The sequence below is a fragment of the Pedobacter sp. AC379 genome, assembly GCF_979258145.1.
In genome coordinates this window covers 5,598,674-5,617,037 of the sequence record NZ_OZ409839.1, presented here as the reverse complement: position 1 = coordinate 5,617,037, position 18,364 = coordinate 5,598,674, and the positions used below count along the sequence as shown (strand labels likewise).

The window sequence follows — 18,364 nt, the reverse complement described above, 5'->3', positions numbered from 1 at the left end:
TCAAACTAATTTCTATAATATCGTCGTCTTGCTGAATTTATTTCAGCATCTTATTTAGGCTCCCATAATTCAATCTTATTGCCTTCTGCATCCATAATATGGATAAATTTTCCATAATCATATGTAGCAATTTCATCGAGGATGGTTACGCCATTTTCTTTAAGTTTTTCCACAAGGCTTTCGATATTCTGCACCCTGTAGTTAATCATAAATTCCTTTTTGGATGGAGAAAAATATTCATCACCTTGTTTAAATGGGCTCCATTGTAGCGATTCTACTTCATCGGGATTGTTGAGGTTTCTTGTTTCAAAACTTGTGGTGCCCCAAGCACTCATTTCAAAACCCAAGTTTTTTGCATACCAATCTTTTGTTTCCTGTGGGTTTTCTGAAAAAAAGAAAATACCACCTATTCCTGTCACTTTTGGAGTATTATCTGTTGCGGGAGTTGAACTGCTTTTTTGCTCTTCCATATAATTTATTTGAGTGGTCTGGTTATTAGTTTGAAGATAGCAGAAATTCATTTCTCATCAAACATTTTTTCTTCACACAAACGATTGATTATAGATTGCAATTGCATGTATTTCATGTTTTTAACACGCAGATTAAACGTTCTCAAATCAAAATACAACCCATAAAATTAACCCTTTTCAGAATAGCATGAGGTTGTAGTATTAATACATCAAAAGCAAGATTATTTAGTTGAAGTTGTGCAAAACCTAAGTGCTTTAAAAACAAACGTTTGCGTTGATTTTTGCTTGTTTTTTTGTTAGAAGTGCCCCATCGCATCATTAAATTAGAGAAAGCAATTTGTTGCATAAGTCCTTGTTTGATACATCATTACTAACCATAAATCTCAACCAAATCAATGAAAAAAATTATCAAATCAATTTCGGGCCTGGCTATAATGGGACTGGTTTTATTTACCAGTTCCTGTAAAAAACAGGAAAATCTACAAGATGCAAACGATGCATCCTTATTACAAAAGGGTAAGTTTGGCCTTGCCAATACTCAATCTCTTGGTGGCACCTCACTTACGGTTTCGATGGGGGGCAACGCTTACGTAACCACCCTGGCATCAGGCGGTGCTGAAACAGTAACTTCAACCAAACTGGCAAACTGGACCAATGCCAACAGTATTTTCAGGGCTTATTTCAGGATCGGTAATACAGGCTCGCTAACCGTTGCGGTAAAGGCATCGGTACCCAGTGGCACAAGTGTTTTAAAAATTACCATTAACGGAACACCGTTTAACGTAACTGCTACAGGAACAGCCAATACCACTTATACTGTTGGTACGGTAAATATCACTACGCCGGGTTATGTAACTGTTCAATTTCAAGGTTTGAGCAAAACAGGAAGTTATTTTGCCGATGTTTCCGATCTGGTAATCAGTGGGCCTGCGGTAGCTTCAAACGTATATTATGCCAATGATCCTGCAAATTATTATTGGTCTAGAAGAGGACCTTCTGTTCATTTAGGATTTTCTGCACCAGCCAATACAGAGTGGTTTTACAATGAGGTTACAGTGCCAACAGGAGAAGATAAGATTGGAAGTTATTACATGGCAAACGGCTTTGATGGTGGCTATTTTGGTATGCAGGTTAACTCGGCAACGGAACGCAGAATGCTTTTTTCTGTATGGAACCCTACTGGCGGAACCACAACCTGGACCAGAAAAGGAACTAATGTTGCCGCAACTAATTTTACTGGAGAAGGAGAAGGCGGTCAATCTTACCTCATTTACAATTGGGTTGCCGGAAATACCTATAAGTTTTTAACACAAGGCAAACCAGATGGGGCAGGTAATACCGTTTATTCATCGTGGTTTTATGCGCCAGAATTGGGCGTTTGGACATTTATGGCTTCATGGAAAAAACCAAATACCAACAGTTATTTATCCGGGTTGTACTCTTTCTTAGAAAACTTTAACGATAAAAATGGTTACCTCGGTAGAAAAGCCCAGTACAACAATCAATGGGTACGCAATGCGGCTGGCAGCTGGACAGAAATTACTACTGCGAATTTCACCGTTGATGCTACAGGTGGTAACCAACAGCGGATGGATTTTGCCGGAGGAGTTTCTGGTGGAAAATTTTATCTGCAAAATGGCGGTTTTTTTGCCAACTATGTCACCCCGAACCAATCATTTACCAGAACCGCTACAGGCACCGCACCAACGGTTAACCTAAACACACTTCCATAACTGTAACAATAAATTGCAAAGCAGGTTGATGTATACTGTTTTGCAATTTATTAATCTCTATAAATTATTTATCTTATTCAATTATAATATCCGAAATTGCCTGCAGAAAAACTGGGGTAAATGCTCAATAAGATTATCAGGTTCATATTCTTTGGAAACTACTTTGTAGGGCTCCTGGCTGTAGCTTTAACCCTCGAAGCTACTTTTCAGCTCAGGTTGCCATTTAACACTTTAAATTATTATTTGTTGTTGTTTCTGGCACCAACCATTTATTATACTTACGCTTATAATAAAGTTTCCACCAATCCATCAAGCACCAATCCCCGCAATCAGTGGTATTTTAAGCATAAACAATTTATAAACTGGAGTCAGGCCATACTATTTATCATTTGTATGCTGCTTGCAATAAAGCTTCTGTACCATAATTTTCATCATATTCTTGCGCTTCCAATTAGTTATTGGGTTGCAATATTAATTATCATTACCGCCGGAGGATTATATTATGGCTTATTGCCCAAATCTTTCCTCAGGTTCAATTTGCGCAATACAGGATGGCTAAAGGCTTTTGTTATCGGCTTTGTATGGGCGTGTTGCGCAAACGTACTGCCCTTAATTATGCTTAAAATAGAAACTGGAATCGGTTACCATGATTCTGTATTGTGGACCTGGCTTTTTATTAAAAACTGGATGTTCTGTACCGTTAATGCAATAATTTTCGATATTAAAGATTATCCTACTGATGCCAATAAGCACCTTCGGACTTTTGTGGTACGTTATGGTTTAAGACGTACAATTTTCAATATTCTGATTCCATTACTGGTAATTGGGCTAATTTCGCTTGGTATATTTGCCAGTTATAAAGGATTTGGTTTGCCACAGGTTTTATTTAATGTGCTGCCGTTTATCCTAACTATTTATGTGGCTTACTCTATGCACCGCAGAAAAAATATACTGTATTACCTGATGGTAATTGATGGGCTAATTCTATTTAAAGCGATATGTGGAATAATCGGAATGCAGTTTGTGCGATAAGGGTTAATTGTTTTAATCGGCTAATAAGTGATCGGTAGTATGTTCAAATAATCAATTATCAAGTATAAACAGTTAACCAATGGATAACAACTACGATAAAATAGCCCCGCATTACGATACCTTAAGCAGGCTGGTGTTCTTTAAATCGCAGGTTAATGCACAGATCGATCAGCTTCAATATCTCCCCGAAAAAAGCAATGTATTAATTGTTGGAGGCGGAACAGGTTGGATATTAGAAGAAATTGGGAAAGTTTATGCAAGCGGATTGAAAATTGTTTACATAGAAATTTCGGCCAAAATGATTGCACGCTCCAAAAAACGCGATTATAGAAATAATGAGGTCGAATTTATTAACCTCGGTATTGAAGAATTTGAAAACGAGTTCCTTTATGATGTAATTTTAACCCCCTTTCTGTTCGATAATTTTGTCGAACAACGCGCCATACAAGTATTTGAAAAGTTAAATATTTATCTCAAGAAGGATGGATTGTGGTTTTTAGTAGATTTTTCGCTTAATAAAACCAATGGTAACTGGTGGAAATGGCTAATCCTCAAATCGATGTACAGCTTTTTTAAACTTTTAGGCATTGTAGAAGCCAATAAGCTTATCAATATGGAGCCATTTTTTTTGAAGGCCCAGTACCAGATTATGGCAGAAAGACTGTATTATGGAGGCTTTATCAAGGCAACAATCTTCATAAAATAAAATGACATTCATTTAATGCAATATTGTTGCATTAAACATCAAGAATCTGATCTTTGTATTAAAATATATTAGATATGGATTTCGATGTAATTATAATTGGTGGCAGTTACGCCGGTTTATCAGCCGCATTAACCCTAGGCAGGGCAATAAGGAATGTTTTGGTAATCGATGCTAATCAACCCTGCAACCGGCAAACCCCGCATTCGCATAATTTTTTAACACATGATGGTGATAAGCCTCTAGATATCGCAAAAGCTGCAAGAGCAGAAGTGTTAAAATATCCAACAGTTAAATTTTTAGAGGCAAGGGTTAACTCCGCAAAGCGTATTGATGGTGGTTTTAGTGTTGCAATAGAAAAAGGCGAAAATTTTACCTCTAGAAAAATTTTGTTGGCTACAGGACTCAAAGATGTATTGCCTGACATTAAAGGGTTGGCTGAGTGCTGGGCAATTTCTGCGGTACATTGTCCTTATTGCCATGGTTATGAAATCAGGAATGAAAAAATAGGACTATTAATGAATGGTGACCATGCTTTCGAAATGGCCAAAACCGTACGGCATTGGAATAAAGATTTAACTGTTTTAACCAACGGAAAATCGCGCTTAACTGTAGAACAGCGTAGTATGCTAAAAGCAAAATCAATTGAAATAATAGAAAATGAAATTGAAGCCCTGGCGCACCAAAATGGTGATCTTGAAGCGGTAATGTTTAAAAATGGAGATAAACTAAAGTTAAAAGCGATCTATGTGAAACCTGAGGTAGAGCAACATTCGAATTTAGATGAGCAGCTTGGTTTTGATTTAACAGATTTAAAAACGATTAAAGTAGATGAGCAGCAGCAAACAACTGCCAATGGCGTTTATGCGGCAGGAGATTGTGCAACATTATTCAGGTCGCTATCAATCATTACTGCAGCAGGAACAACGGCCGCAGTATGGATGAATAAGGAAATGATTGCAGAAGATTTTTGATCGGTCATCAGGTACTTAAAATAAAATCGCACCTGCTATCGTGGCAATAAACATAGCTGCCATCACAATTCTATCGGCAGTAATCCATTGATCTCTTGTAAGCGGTGCAACCGTTTTTTGTACAGTTTCTGTTTTATGCCTGTGCAGCTTGAAAACTGATGTGTCTAATTTAATAAGCATAGCAATGAATTTAATAGGGTTGATTTTCTTAAGACAAATCCCAAGCCAAAAACTGAGAAAAATGTTTAATTGTTAATAACTTATATTTTTTTGTTATTTAATTGATATTTATGCGGTTGTAAATGCGAGTGCTAAACAAGTAAGCCCATTAGACTGTGTAAAATATTGCACAGTTTAATGGGCTCGTGTATAATAATTATGTCTGTTAAAGGTGCTCTGCTTGCTTTTCTCGCGCAGTCAACTTACTGTTCTTTTTACCGTACCAGAAATAAATGGCTAAACCAATAATTAACCAAACTGCAAGTCGCACCCAGGTTTCCCAAGGTAAAAATACCATCATTGCAATGCAGGTTAAAATGCCCAAAATCGGGATGAGTGGCACAAATGGCACTTTGAAAGGACGCTTAGCTTCTGGATCTGTTTTTCTGAGAATGAGGATGCCCACACATACCATTAAGAAAGCAAGTAAAGTGCCTATACTCGTCATTTCGCCAACAACATTCATGGGTACAAATGCAGCAAATAGCGCAATAAATACGCAAAGAATCAGGTTCGATTTGTAAGGCGTTTTAAATTTAGCATGTACATCCGAAAACATCTTTGGCAACAAACCATCTTTACTGATCGAATAAAACATCCGGGATTGTGCCATTAAATCGATTAAAATAACAGATGTATAACCAATTAGTATCGCCAAAATAATCGCCTGGCTTAACCATGCGTATGGTGTTTTTTCAATCGCTATGGCAACTGGTGCGCCACTATTGGCAAATTCTTTATAATTGGCCAAACCAGTCATTACGTGCCCAAAAAGGCCGAATAAAACGGTACACACTACTAAAGAGCCAATAATACCGATCGGTAAATCTCTTGCGGGGTTTTTTGTTTCCTGGGCCGATGCAGCCACTGCATCAAAACCAATAAACACAAAGAAAACAAGCCCTGCACCACGCAATACACCACTCCAACCGAACTGACCAAATGTGCCTGTATTTTCGGGGATGTAGGGATGATAATTTGCAGGATCGATATATTGCCAACCCAGGGCAATGAACACCAATACCACACCAACTTTTAAAAATACAATTATCCCGTTTACTATTGCAGAGCCTTTGGTGCCTCGGATTAATATTGCCGTCATCAATACCACCACTAATGCTGCGGGGATGTTAATAATGCCGCTAACGGTAGAGCCATCGGCAAGTTTCGCGGTTTCAAAAGGGGATAAAGTAAGCTGGGGAGGCAGGTAAATGTGCAAACTGGCTAAAAACCTGGTTAAATACTGCGACCAGCTGATGGCCACCGTAGCACAACCCACAGAATACTCCAACACCAGGTCCCAACCGATAATCCATGCAAACAGTTCGCCCATGGTAGCGTATGAATAGGTATAAGCACTGCCTGCTACAGGGATCATGGATGCAAATTCGGCATAACATAATGCTGCAAAACCACAGCCCAGCGCAGCAATAACAAAAGATAAGGTTACCGCCGGCCCCGAATGATTGGCAGCTGCCAGGCCGGTTATAGAAAATAAGCCTGCACCAAGCGTTAGGCCAACCCCGATTAAAATGAGGTTAATAGGGCCCAAAGTTCTTTTAAGCGTGCCTTCGCCGCTTTCGTTCGCCTCTGCAACAATGCTGGCAATAGATTTTTTCATGAAAACAAGTTAAGAAGCTGTAAAATTATTAAAATATATTAATTCTATAGTATTTATATATTATTATAAACCTTTTAAAGCTACTGGTTCTATCTGATTTTTCAGGTATTGTCTGCGAGCCATAAATAGCAGCACCACCCTTTAACTGGTAAACCTGATCGAACCAGATAGCTCCCAATTTTATCAGAATATTTGAGTTTGAATAAGGATATAAATCGGGATTATAGGTGAGCGCAGGACTGCAAAAACCGAATGATTACAGGAACTTTCTTTTCTAAAAAGGAGTAAAAAACATAGTTGATTACAGAAATATTTCCAGAAAGCAAAATTTAATTTAAAATTATATCGCTTATTATCAGCGATTTATATATTTACTTTAATTTATTTTAGTACTATGTATTGCATGGTAGTATATAAAACATATATCTTTGTTATATGATAGCAGAAAATACGCAAACACAAATGCGGAAAGGAATTCTGGAATACTGTGTTTTATCAATCATCTCACGGGGCGAAATTTATGCTTCGGATATTATTGCCGAATTAAGGGCGGCAAAGCTATTGGTGGTTGAGGGTACATTATATCCATTATTAACCAGGCTTAAAAACAATGGTTTGTTAAGCTACAACTGGGTAGAATCTACCTCAGGCCCACCGCGTAAATATTATACCTTAACCGAAGATGGTCGGGGAATTTTATCACAATTAGATCAAACCTGGCAGGAGCTGGCTTATGCTGTAGGTATTTCACAAAAAGGAGCCAATTCATAATTAGTAAAAAAGAAATGGAAAAGACCATCATCATAAATATAGGAAACACGATTATTCATATTGAAGAAAGTGCTTACGAACTTTTAAAGGCCTACCTGAACGAAGTAAAACAGTATTTTGCCAACCATGCAGACGACCTTGAAATTGTAACGGATATAGAAAACCGTATTGCTGAACTGTTAACCGAGCAATTGGAAGAGCAGAAAAAACAGGTTGTAGATTCGGCCAATGTAAACTCGGTAATTGCGCAGATGGGCAAGGTACAGGATTTTGATACCACAGAAACAGGTGAGGAAGAACCCGTAATCAGCAATGCTTACCAGCAGCAATATGCCGAGAAAAAACTTTACCGCGATATGGACGACCGCGTTGTTGCAGGTGTTTGTGCGGGTATAGCACATTATGTAAACGCAGATCCGAAGTGGATTAGAGTGGCTACCGTGCTTACTGTTTTTCTTGGTGGATCGGGTATTTTGGTGTATGCGCTGCTTTGGATTATTATGCCAAAAGCAAAATCGCGTATTGAGCGGATGGAAATGAAAGGTGAGCCGGCAAACCTGCAAGGCTTCCAAAAAAACCTCGATGAAGAACTGCTGGCTGTTAAAGAACGTTTGGGTGAGGTAAACAAACATGCACAACCGATATTTGCCCGTCTTGGTATTTTTATCGGCGAGTTTTTCGAATGGCTGGGCCGCTTTATTTCGGGTACAGGCAAAGTAATTTTTAAAGTAATTGCGGGTTGTATTGTGGTATTTGGTGTGCTGTTTTTGTTAACACTGATTATTAGTGCAGCTGCTTTTCAGGGTTTTTGGGATGCCAGTATATACGAGTACTTCCCTTTCTCCATCATTAATGAAGGCAACAGGGGCGTAATATTATTTGGCGCATTTATAGTATGTTTTGTGCCGGTTTTAGCTTTGGTACTATTCTCTATCCGGGTTGCATTTAACAAACAGGCCATTAATAAAACACTGTCGTTTGCATTGCTGATTATCTGGTTGGCTGGTGTGGCGATAGCGGGTTATCAGGCGGCTAAAATATCGTCGGAGTTTAAACAGCACGCAGAGTTAACCCAAACTGTTGATCTTAAATCTTTCCCTGCCTATACCATCAACATTGATAAGAGCAAATACTTTAGTAAAGAAGATAGTGTGGCATACCATATTGATGCCAATAACCGCCACCAGATTGTAGTAGACGATTTTGAGGATGGTCCGTTTGTTTCGCCTAACCACATCCGCATTAATATTGAAAAAAGTGAAACCAGCGTAACGCGTTTAACGCAGAAATACGAATCGCAGGGCAAAACCTTCCAAAGCGCATTGCAAAATGCACAGAACATCAGTTACACCTATACTTTAAAAGATGCGGAATTGATTTTTAGTCCGAGGTTTCAATTGCGAAAAGGAAGCATCTGGCGAAACCAGGAAGTAAGGTTAACACTCGAAGTTCCGGTGGGTACAAAATTGATTTTAAAAGAAGATTCATACCGTTACGTAAACAATTATTGGACCTGGGACTGCAAAAACGCAGAAAATGACCACAACGATTTCACCGTTTGGATCATGACGGAAGATGGTTTAAAATGTGTTGCGCAATTAAAAGAAGAAGCCATTAAAAAGCAACAGTTAGAACAAGAGCTTAGTAATTTGGAGCTTATGCACAAGGATAAACCTACTGATACCGTATTTCAGGATTCTGTATCGAACAGGATAAGGGAAGTAAAAGAAGAGTTGGGGATAAAGCCCGAATAATATTTCCATCATTCTGAGCGGAGCGCAGCGCAACCGAGAAATTTATTTATACAGATCTCTCCATTTCGCGGCGCTTCACTTGAGTTGACTAGTACACCTAAAAAAAAGATACCATGAAAACATTATTAACGTTAATTGCATGCTTTATGGCATGTGGGGCTTCTTTTGCCCAAAAATTAAATACACTTACAGGCAAAATCGTCGATGAAAAAACCATACCGGTATCGTTCGCCATTGTAAGGGTGTTAAATTACCCTGATACTACGGTGGTGAAAAGTGTATCAACCAATATTGATGGCGCATTTGTAATCGACCAGTTAAAAAACGGTGAGTATGTATTGTCGGTTTCGATTGTAGGTTTTAAAGGTAAAAAGACCGGTCATTTTTCACTTAACGGAGACTTAAATTTACCCGCCATTGGCATAGAAAGTTTAACCAAACAGTTAAAAGAGGTAAGCGTTCAGGGTAAAAAGCCTTTTATCGAACATCAGATTGATAAAACCGTACTGAATGTAGAGAACAGCATTATTGCCACAGGTGGTACCGCTTTAGAAGTGTTAGAGAAAGCACCGGGTGTACAGATAGATCGGCAGACTGACCAGATTAAACTGAACAACAAAAGCGGTATTATGGTAATGATTGATGGGAAAGCCAATTTCCTGTCAGGTGCTGATATTACAACCTTGTTAAGCAATATGAGTAGCGATCAGATTGCCACAATAGAACTGATTACCAATCCATCGGCCAAATATGATGCCGCCGGAAATGCCGGAATCATCAATATTAAACTTAAACGCAACAAGGCATACGGTACCAATGGTACTGTGAGCGTTAACAGCGGGCAGGGGATTATGCCCGATTCACCAAGCGATTTGTACCGTGCCGGCGTAAACCTGAATTTAAACCACAGGCAGGGCAAATGGAATATTTTTGGCAACGGTACCGTGGCAAGGAAGGCTCAATTTAACAACACGTATTTAACACGAAGCACTTTATCAGAAGGTTTGGCCAGCGCGCTAACGCAAAATTTCGACCGCAAAAGTAAGGGTGTTGGTTACCAGGTTAAACTCGGTGCTGATTATTATGCTTCGGATAAAACGGTTTTTGGGGTGATGTTTGATGCCAATACGGTAAACAACAAGCTTACCAATTTTAGCAATACCAACATTAATGCAGTGCAAAATGGGGCAACTAATCTCAGTTATATATTACAGGATGCCAATTCGAGCTCTCCGGTAGGCAATTTAACAGCAAACTTTAACATTAAACACGATTTCGATAAAAAAGGGAAGAGCTTAACCTTTGATATGGATTATTCGGGCTTCAGCAATAAAAAGGATGAAAACTTTTTGGCCAATTATTTAAACAGCGGTGGCAGCTCTACCAACAAAACAACTTTAAGAAACAATACCGATGCCGAGATTAGTGTATATGCTGTAAAAACAGATTTAACACTTCCACTTTCTAAAACGGCCAAGTTGGAGGCGGGTTTAAAAAGTAGTTATGTGGTTACCAATAACGATTTTATTTCGGAGCAGCTGATTGGTGGGGTATGGCAGAATGATTTGGGTAAATCGAACAATTTTGTATACAAAGAAAACATCAACGCCATTTATGGGAGCTTTTCCAAAGAGTGGAAAGTATGGCAGATACAGCTTGGCCTGCGTGCAGAACATACACACTCAAACGGTACTTCGGTTACCGACCAAAAGGAAGTAGACCGCAATTACCTTTCACTCTTCCCAACGGTGTTTGTTAACCAAAAACTTAATGAAAACAACAACATCCGTTATTCTTATGGCAGAAGGGTAGATCGCCCGAATTACCAACAACTTAATCCATTTGTTTTTTATCTGGATCCGTTAGCGGTTGATCAGGGCAACCCTTACCTTAAACCTCAGTTTACTGATAATTATCAGATTAGCTACAGCTATAAAGAATTTTCGTTCTCGCTAAATTATTCGAATACTAAAGATATGATTACGCAGATCAGTAAACAGGATGATGCCACAAGGGTAATCAGTGTAATCCGCGAGAACCTTGGTCGCTCACAAAATTATTCGGCCGATATAAATGTACCGGTTAAAGTTACCAAATGGTGGAACATGCAGAACAATGTAAGCGTTTATTACAATAAATTCACTGATGGCAACATAGAAGGGGCAGCCTATAGCGCGGGTAAAGCTGCGGTAAACCTTTATACTTCTAACTCTTTTACCTTGCCTCAAAATTTTAGTTTTGAAATTAGCGCCTGGCTTAACTCGCCACGGGTTAACGGTGTAGAGCAAACAACCAATTACCAGGGTGCTTTAAATGCCGGAATACAGAAAACCCTGATTGATAAAAAACTTAAACTGCGATTAAATATGGATGATATTTTGCTCACCAACCATTGGGAAGGAAAACTGGTTTACCAGAACATTAACATGAATGTAGTGAACCATTACACCAGCAGAAGGGCAAATTTCAGCATCAGCTATAACTTCGGAAATCAGAATGTGAAATCAGCACGATCAAGAAATACAGCTACGGATGATATGAAGGGCAGAGCCGGGGGGTAGTGTTGAGGTGGGAGTTTGGAGTTTGGAGCTGGGAGTTTGAGCCACCCGCGAAGAATTTGTCGCTCTTTGAGGGGGGCTAGGGGATGAAAAACAATTAATCAATTAACAACATGAAAAAAATAATATACAGTATCGCAATTTTAGTTATCGTTTTAAGTTTCGGATGCCACAATGGTGGAGGAAACCTATCTATTAGTACGATAGATAACAATACCGACTTTAAATTTGAAGCAAAGTACAACGAAAGCAAAACAGGTAAGCTGGAGAAATACCTTGATAGTGCCCTGAACAACGAACTTCCGTTAGATCAGAATATCGATTTGTTTGTAAACTTAAATGGCAGCGATAAGTTTAACCTTAAAGCCAAAAAAGGCTGGTTAGTAATCGATTTTGATAAACGGAACAGTTCTTTAGCAGGCTTTATTAAAGTGAAAAACTTAACAGAAGGAATCAAGCGGAAATTAACGGAATAAGGCTGTGTAAACGCAAAATCGTCATCTCGACTGGAGCGCAGCGGAATGGAGAGATCTTTTAATTGCTCAGTTTTTTTAACCGCAAAGAACACAAAGAGTAGGCACGAAGAACACAAAGCTGGGTGGGTTATCGTTTACCACCATTATTTGCACCCGAAAAAGAATCGTCATCTCGACTGGAGCGCAGCGGAATGGAGAGATCTTTGAAATGCTCAGGTTTTTTAACCACAAAGAGCACAAAGAGAAGGCGCAAAGAACACAAAGCTGTGTGGGTTATCGATTACCATCATTATTTGCACCCGAAAAATAATCGTCATCTCGACTGGAGCGCAGCGGAATGGAGAGATCTTTTAAATGCATAGTTTTTTAACCACAAAGAACACAAAGAGAAGGCGCAAAGAACACAAAGCTGGGTGGGTTATCAACTCCGCTCAGACTGACGAACATTAAATCTGCGTGTACCAACATAATCTTCGGGAGAAGATTCGAAGTAATGGGTGAATAAGCAAAGTGGCGATTTAGCCGCTTTATGTTGATTGATTATTATCCATATAAGAGATATAAGGCCATTTAAGTTAATAATCAAATAATAATCTTCTTATGTTCAGATTTGGATAGTCATAAAAACGCCTTTATATTGTCATGATTGCCCCTCATACGCGTTGCCCTTCCGTTGTAACTTTATCATCAAGATATAAACATAACAATGAGAAAGATTAAAATAATGGAACATGTTTCGCTTGATGGCGTAATGCAGCATGAAAGTGGTGAAGGTTTCGAATATAGCGGGTGGACAACACCTTACAGATGTGCTGATGGTTTATCGGCTGTATTGGAAGCACAGGGCACTCACATCGATTTGCTGCTGGGCCGCAAAACTTATGATAGCTGGTCGGGATATTGGCCAAAAGCAGGCGACAGCCCCATGGCCGATGCGCTGAACACGGCAACCAAATACGTGGCCACCCATAGGCCCAACAGCCTGGAATGGGGACCGTTTAATGATTTAGGAGTAGACATTGCCGCCTCCATCCGCGAACTTAAATTAACCGAAGGACCTGATCTGATTGTATGGGGAAGTTCGACAGTGATTGCTTTGCTGCTTAACGAAGGCTTGGTTGATGAGCTGATACTAATGGTATATCCTGTACTGCTTGGCCAAGGCAAACGTTTCTTTCTGGATACAGCCGATGGCCGCCAACTGGAGTTTATAAGCTGTAAAACTACATCAACAGGGGTGTTGGTTAATACTTACCAATATGTAGGTAAGTTGCAAAAGGGATAGTTTGAATAAAGCTCAGGTTTTTTAACCACAAAGAGCACAAAGAGAAGGCGCGAAGAACACAAAGCTGGGTGGGTTATCGATTACCACCATTATTTGCACCCAAAAAAAAATCGTCATCTAGACTGGAGAGCAGCGGAATGGAGAGATCTTTTAAATGCGTAGTTTTTTTAACCACAAAGAACACAAAGAGAAGGCGAGAAGAACACAAAGCTGGGTGGATTATCAACCACTACCATTATTAGCACTCGAAAAAAAATCGTCATCTCGACTGGAGCGCAGCGGAATGGAGAGATCTTTTGAATGCATAGTTTTTTTAACCACAAAGAGCACAAAGAGAAGGCGCGAATAACACAAAGCTGGGTGGGTTATCGATTACGACCATTATTTCACCCGAAAAAAAATCGTCATCTCGACTGGAGCGCAGCGGAATGGAGAGATCTTTGAAATGCGTAGTTTTTTTAACCACAAAGAGCACAAGAGAAGTCGCGAAGAACACAAAGTTGGGTGGGTTATCAACTCCGCACAGACTGACGAACGCTAAAATCTGCGTGTACCAACATAATCTGCATTAGAAGATTCGAAGTAATGGGCGAAAAAGCAAAGTGGCGGTCGTCATTCTCGCGCATGCGGGAATCCTAATGCTGAAGTGCTGGCGCAACCTTTATTCATATTTAAACTCAAAAGAAGGTGTAGCCGAAACCTGGCCGCTTGCCCATCTCTAGTACCGAGGGTGTTTTTTGGCAAGAGTTTAAGGATTCTTACTATTTCGTTTTTCATGGCCTCGGTGCCTGTTCCTTTTACTGCGTATTTAGAAACAGTGCCATCCTTTTCTACAATCGTGCTCACCTCTACTTTGGTATATAGCTTGTTTTTTTTAATCACATCCGAGGCTGCAAATTGATTGTTAATGAACTGCGTATAATCCACTTGACTTAGCGGTGATAGCGGAAACTGATTATAATAGCTGGTAATCTGTAACTTCTGCAACGCAAAATATAATTACTAATCCCTTTTTTACCTGTATTTAATTAACCAGACTTCTTAGCTCAGTTGGTAGAGCAACAGACTCTTAATCTGTGGGTCCAGGGTTCGAACCCCTGAGGGGTCACTCCATAAAAAAACGCCCATACTTTTCAGCATGAGCGCTAGTTGTTTGTTATTTTCTTTAGTTTTTTGCGTCAGCAGGAGCATTCGTGGTCGAATCTGTAATTGCATCCGTACTTGCACTATCAACAGCTTTAGTGGTATCAGTATATTTACTCATGCTGTCTGCATTCTCCTGATCGGCTTTTTTACCAGTACAAGCTGCCAAGCTTAAACCAAATGCAGTTACTAAAATGATTAATTTCGTTTTCATATAAAATGGTATTGGTGTATAAATACAATCATTTTTAATCCGAATTGTTTTAATGTTTTAAATGTTGCCTGATCGGTTTTACGATTGTGCTGTATGCATTCATTATAATGCTGTACATTTGCGGCTTTCTAACTGAGGTTTATTCATCAATATTGTTCATGGGCAAAAACAGCATCGGCTCTGCCATTTCGTATTTCTTTTTAGGCGAGTATTTTTCTGATGCACTGCGTACCACCATTACCGTGGTATTGCCCATTATATTATTCTTTTACCTTGGCAACCCCGAGGCCGCTAAAGGTATAGGGGTGGGTGCGCTGCTAATCAGTTTAACCGATTTGCCCGATAACCGCCTGAATAAATTAAAAACAGCCCTCTCCAGTATCATCGTATTTTTTGCCACTACGCTGGTGGTTTCGATGGTTTTAGCCCACTTCTACCTTACCGCAATAGTTGTTGTAATTGCAGCTTTCAGCTTTTCGATGTTTGCCGTGTACGGGCAAAAACTTTCGCTCATTGGCACCATGGCGCTCATTGTTTGCACCTTTGTAATGGGGCTGCACCCGGCCAGGCCGCTCTATTTTAGCAGTTATATGCTAATTGGTGGTATTTGGTATTATGTAATCAGTTTAATCCAGATTTTGCTGCGGCCTTACCGCTCGCTTCACCATGCTATTTTTGAATGTTTGATGAGCAGTGCCCAGTTTTTAAATGCAAAGGCGAAAAATTACGATGTAGATATACCGCTCGATCTGCAACAGAAAGAAGCTATAAAACTGCATATAAAAGTAAACCAGAAACATGAATTGATCCGCAATTTGCTGCTTACTGATAAGTACGCCATGAACCCCAACAACCCCAAAGGGCGGTTGCTGCTGGAGCGGGCCAGGTTATTGATCGATTTATACGAGCAGCTAAATGCCGTACATTACGATTATGTTTTAGTGAGGAATACCCTGGCAACAGGCCCAAGTTTAAAACTGATTGCCGCACTGATAAAACTTTTGGCACAAGAGCTAGAACATTTGGGCAGGCATGTACGCTCGGCTAAAGCTTACAAGGGCGAGGTAGCAACCAATATATCATATTACCAAAAACGACTGTTATTGTTGCAGCAAATGGAGCAGCTGAATGAAACCCAACGTAAAATGGTGTTAAAAGTGGTTTCGAACATGAACGATATTGTGCGTATTATCGAAATGATAAGAGGCAATGAGCATACAGCGGCCCAACACCTGCAAGAGTTAAGTGGCGGTATTTCCTATCCGTTATTTATTACCGGCGATCGTTTTACGATAAAGGAACACCTAACCTTAAAATCGCCCATTTTTAGGTTTTCGTTGCGTTTGGCCATCTGTTTTCTGTTTGGTTTCCTATTAATATGGCAGTTAGAGCCGAGTAAGTACAGTTACTGGCTTTTTCTTACCCTGGTAATTGTGGCGCGCCCTAAATTCTCAATCACCTGGAAACGGAACCTGCAACGTTTAAAGGGCAGTTTAGGTGGCGTGGTTATCGGGCTGGTAATTGTATATTTTATAAAGAGCCCTGCAGTGTTGCTCTCTTTTTCAGTGATTTTTCTGCTCGGTTTTTATGCTTTTAACCGTCTAAATTATACCATAAGCGTGCTGTTTATTACCCCCGCGGTTATTTTAACGCTGGGCAGTTACCAGGGGCATTTCGATCATATTGTGCACGATAGGATTATGTTTACCGTTTGGGGGTGTGTGATTGCAATTTTTGCTACCTATCTTTTTCCCATATGGGATAGCCGCCAGTTAAAAGCAAAAATAAGCAGGGCTACTACAGATACGCTAAATTATTTGCAGGTAGCGATAGAAAGTAAAGAAAACCTGGGCGAAAACATATCGCGGATGGCGCGCAAAAATGCCAACCTCAGTTTATCGGCCTTAAGTGAGGCTATAGAATCGGCCAGTCAGGAACCGATGCGGAAACATATTGATTTTAACGGTCTGTACGGCATACAATCAACCATTTACCAAATTAATGCAATTATCACTTCAATATATCTTTCTATAAACCATAAACCTGAACAAGCCGACCCATTATTGGTTAAGCGGATTATGAATAACCTAAGCGATGGAGTTGGTTTGCAAAGTGATGCTGATGTTGTGGTTCCCGATCATGATGATCACTCTACCAAGCAGAAGCTGGCGCACATTGCATCGTTATCATTTGATTTTAGTAAGTATAGTGCTTGTTTTAGGGGATAGTTGGGTTTAATTTTCGTTAACAAGTATCAGTTTGAGGAGTAATTTATTTCCTTAAAATCAATATGAGAGGTATGATTTTAAGGAAATGAATACTTAAATAGTCCTCGTTTGTAACGAGGATTTTAGAAGTACGCATTTGCAATGCGAAAATAATTCATTTAAGTGCGATAAAATCGCTTTACTCGCACATACTCGTTACAAACGAGGACGATGTAGTATGATCATCCATGAATTCTCCGTGCTTTCTGTGTTTCGGTGGCAAAAACTGTTTTCTGTGTAAATCTGTTGGTTAAAAGCCTTAAATAGTCCTCGTTTGTAACGAGGATTTTAGAGGTACGCATTTGCAATGCGAAAATAATTCCTTTAAGAATGCAAAGTAATCCATACTTGCTTTATCCGCCGTAATAAATTTGATTGATTGGTTTATAGAAATGAGGATATTGGTATATTGTGCCCATTATAATACATCCCTACATAGTATGAAAAAAATATTTGTTACCCTGTTTCTGCTCTCATTAATAACCCTTACTGCATTTGCCCAAACGAAACCCAATTTTTGGGATGATGTGCAAACCATTAAAAAGTACGATCAGATGTATAAGGCGCCGGTAAACCCCGTATTGTTTGTAGGCAGTTCATCAATTCGCAAATGGGATGATTGTACACAGGTTTTTGCTAAATACAATGCCTTAAACCGCGGTATTGGTGGTGCTGTAATAAATGATATTACTTTCTATTTAAACGATATAGTTTTTCCATACCAACCTAAACAGATCGTACTTTATGTGGGTGAGAACGATTTGGTAAATGATAAAGTAACACCTGATACGGTTTTAAACAGAACCATCCGTTTGTACCAGGGCATTAGGGCAAAATTGCCAACGGTACCGATTGTTTATATATCGATTAAGCCTAGTCCGAGCAGAGAGAAGTTTAAAGATAAAGCAGTAACCTCGAATGCATTGATTAAAAAGTATTTATCAACTGAAGCCAATACGAAATTTGTTGATGTATATAAGCCGATGCTGACTAAAGATGGCAAACTCAGGCCAGAGCTATTTGTAGGGGATATGTTGCACATGAACGCTACAGGCTATGCCATCTGGCGAAAAGCCGTTGAGCCACATTTATTAAAATAACATTTTCTTGCCGTGTTATTTATAGTGCTTAGGTGATGAAAAGA

General features: G+C 39.4%; 17 protein-coding genes and 1 tRNA gene. 12 read left to right on the top strand and 6 right to left on the bottom strand.

Annotated elements, in window-relative coordinates; genetic code table 11:
• Nucleotides 1-50: 50 nt before the first annotated feature.
• Nucleotides 51-470, bottom strand: a complete 420-nt coding sequence (locus ACZZZW_RS24175) for a VOC family protein (RefSeq protein ID WP_055903298.1) — start codon at nucleotides 468-470, stop codon at nucleotides 51-53.
• Between the two features lie 142 nt (nucleotides 471-612).
• Nucleotides 613-816 carry a hypothetical protein gene (locus tag ACZZZW_RS24170; protein ID WP_055903188.1) on the bottom strand — a complete coding sequence of 68 codons (204 nt, stop codon included), beginning with the start codon at nucleotides 814-816 and terminating at the stop codon, nucleotides 613-615.
• 49 nt (nucleotides 817-865) lie between these two features.
• On the opposite strand from ACZZZW_RS24170, the gene ACZZZW_RS24165 reads away from it, so the two are divergent.
• The 4 genes from ACZZZW_RS24165 (at nucleotide 866) to ACZZZW_RS24150 (ending at nucleotide 4,912) form a co-directional block, all read left to right on the top strand.
• Complete coding sequence (locus tag ACZZZW_RS24165; protein WP_055903186.1) at nucleotides 866-2,203, top strand: DUF3472 domain-containing protein; 1,338 nt, start codon at nucleotides 866-868, stop codon at nucleotides 2,201-2,203.
• A 120-nt stretch (nucleotides 2,204-2,323) separates the two neighbouring features.
• On the top strand, nucleotides 2,324-3,235 hold the full coding sequence (locus ACZZZW_RS24160; RefSeq protein ID WP_055903184.1) for a UbiA prenyltransferase family protein: 912 nt from the start codon (nucleotides 2,324-2,326) through the stop codon (nucleotides 3,233-3,235).
• Between the two features lie 79 nt (nucleotides 3,236-3,314).
• Nucleotides 3,315-3,941, top strand: coding sequence for a class I SAM-dependent methyltransferase (locus ACZZZW_RS24155; protein WP_055903182.1), 627 nt, complete (start codon nucleotides 3,315-3,317; stop codon nucleotides 3,939-3,941).
• A 74-nt stretch (nucleotides 3,942-4,015) separates the two neighbouring features.
• Nucleotides 4,016-4,912, top strand: coding sequence for an NAD(P)/FAD-dependent oxidoreductase (locus tag ACZZZW_RS24150; protein WP_055903181.1), 897 nt, complete (start codon nucleotides 4,016-4,018; stop codon nucleotides 4,910-4,912).
• Nucleotides 4,913-4,927: 15 nt separating this feature from the next.
• Here ACZZZW_RS24150 and ACZZZW_RS24145 read toward each other — a convergent pair whose 3' ends face one another.
• Nucleotides 4,928-5,092, bottom strand: coding sequence for a hypothetical protein (locus ACZZZW_RS24145; protein WP_157255310.1), 165 nt, complete (start codon nucleotides 5,090-5,092; stop codon nucleotides 4,928-4,930).
• A 205-nt stretch (nucleotides 5,093-5,297) separates the two neighbouring features.
• The gene (locus ACZZZW_RS24140) at nucleotides 5,298-6,752 is read right to left on the bottom strand and encodes an amino acid permease (RefSeq protein WP_463497303.1); all 1,455 of its coding nucleotides are present in this window, start codon (nucleotides 6,750-6,752) and stop codon (nucleotides 5,298-5,300) included.
• A 435-nt stretch (nucleotides 6,753-7,187) separates the two neighbouring features.
• Here ACZZZW_RS24140 and ACZZZW_RS24135 point away from each other — a divergent pair, with 435 nt between their 5' ends.
• From ACZZZW_RS24135 to ACZZZW_RS24115, 5 genes are all read left to right on the top strand, one after another.
• On the top strand, nucleotides 7,188-7,523 hold the full coding sequence (locus ACZZZW_RS24135; RefSeq protein WP_055903176.1) for a PadR family transcriptional regulator: 336 nt from the start codon (nucleotides 7,188-7,190) through the stop codon (nucleotides 7,521-7,523).
• 14 nt (nucleotides 7,524-7,537) lie between these two features.
• Nucleotides 7,538-9,277: a PspC domain-containing protein gene (locus ACZZZW_RS24130; protein WP_463497299.1), complete on the top strand. Its 1,740-nt coding sequence runs from the start codon at nucleotides 7,538-7,540 to the stop codon at nucleotides 9,275-9,277.
• 113 nt (nucleotides 9,278-9,390) lie between these two features.
• Nucleotides 9,391-11,838: a TonB-dependent receptor domain-containing protein gene (locus ACZZZW_RS24125; protein WP_463497297.1), complete on the top strand. Its 2,448-nt coding sequence runs from the start codon at nucleotides 9,391-9,393 to the stop codon at nucleotides 11,836-11,838.
• 110 nt (nucleotides 11,839-11,948) lie between these two features.
• Entirely contained in the window at nucleotides 11,949-12,311 is a 363-nt protein-coding gene (locus ACZZZW_RS24120) for a hypothetical protein (RefSeq protein ID WP_463497294.1), read from the top strand.
• Nucleotides 12,312-13,017: 706 nt separating this feature from the next.
• Nucleotides 13,018-13,596, top strand: a complete 579-nt coding sequence (locus tag ACZZZW_RS24115; RefSeq protein ID WP_463497291.1) for a dihydrofolate reductase family protein — start codon at nucleotides 13,018-13,020, stop codon at nucleotides 13,594-13,596.
• A gap of 612 nt (nucleotides 13,597-14,208) precedes the next feature.
• On the opposite strand, the gene ACZZZW_RS24110 is transcribed toward ACZZZW_RS24115, so the two are convergent.
• A complete protein-coding gene (locus tag ACZZZW_RS24110) occupies nucleotides 14,209-14,583 on the bottom strand; it encodes a hypothetical protein (RefSeq protein ID WP_463497288.1) in 375 nt (124 codons plus the stop codon).
• 48 nt (nucleotides 14,584-14,631) lie between these two features.
• On the opposite strand from ACZZZW_RS24110, the gene ACZZZW_RS24105 reads away from it, so the two are divergent.
• A tRNA-Lys gene (locus ACZZZW_RS24105) sits at nucleotides 14,632-14,704 on the top strand.
• A 57-nt stretch (nucleotides 14,705-14,761) separates the two neighbouring features.
• On the opposite strand, the gene ACZZZW_RS24100 is transcribed toward ACZZZW_RS24105, so the two are convergent.
• A complete protein-coding gene (locus tag ACZZZW_RS24100) occupies nucleotides 14,762-14,953 on the bottom strand; it encodes a hypothetical protein (protein ID WP_463497285.1) in 192 nt (63 codons plus the stop codon).
• Between the two features lie 107 nt (nucleotides 14,954-15,060).
• Between ACZZZW_RS24100 and ACZZZW_RS24095 the strand changes: the two genes are divergently transcribed.
• Nucleotides 15,061-17,181: an FUSC family protein gene (locus tag ACZZZW_RS24095; RefSeq protein WP_463497282.1), complete on the top strand. Its 2,121-nt coding sequence runs from the start codon at nucleotides 15,061-15,063 to the stop codon at nucleotides 17,179-17,181.
• Nucleotides 17,182-17,660: 479 nt separating this feature from the next.
• Nucleotides 17,661-18,320 carry a GDSL-type esterase/lipase family protein gene (locus tag ACZZZW_RS24090; protein WP_055903163.1) on the top strand — a complete coding sequence of 220 codons (660 nt, stop codon included), beginning with the start codon at nucleotides 17,661-17,663 and terminating at the stop codon, nucleotides 18,318-18,320.
• The last annotated feature ends 44 nt before the right edge of the window (nucleotides 18,321-18,364 follow it).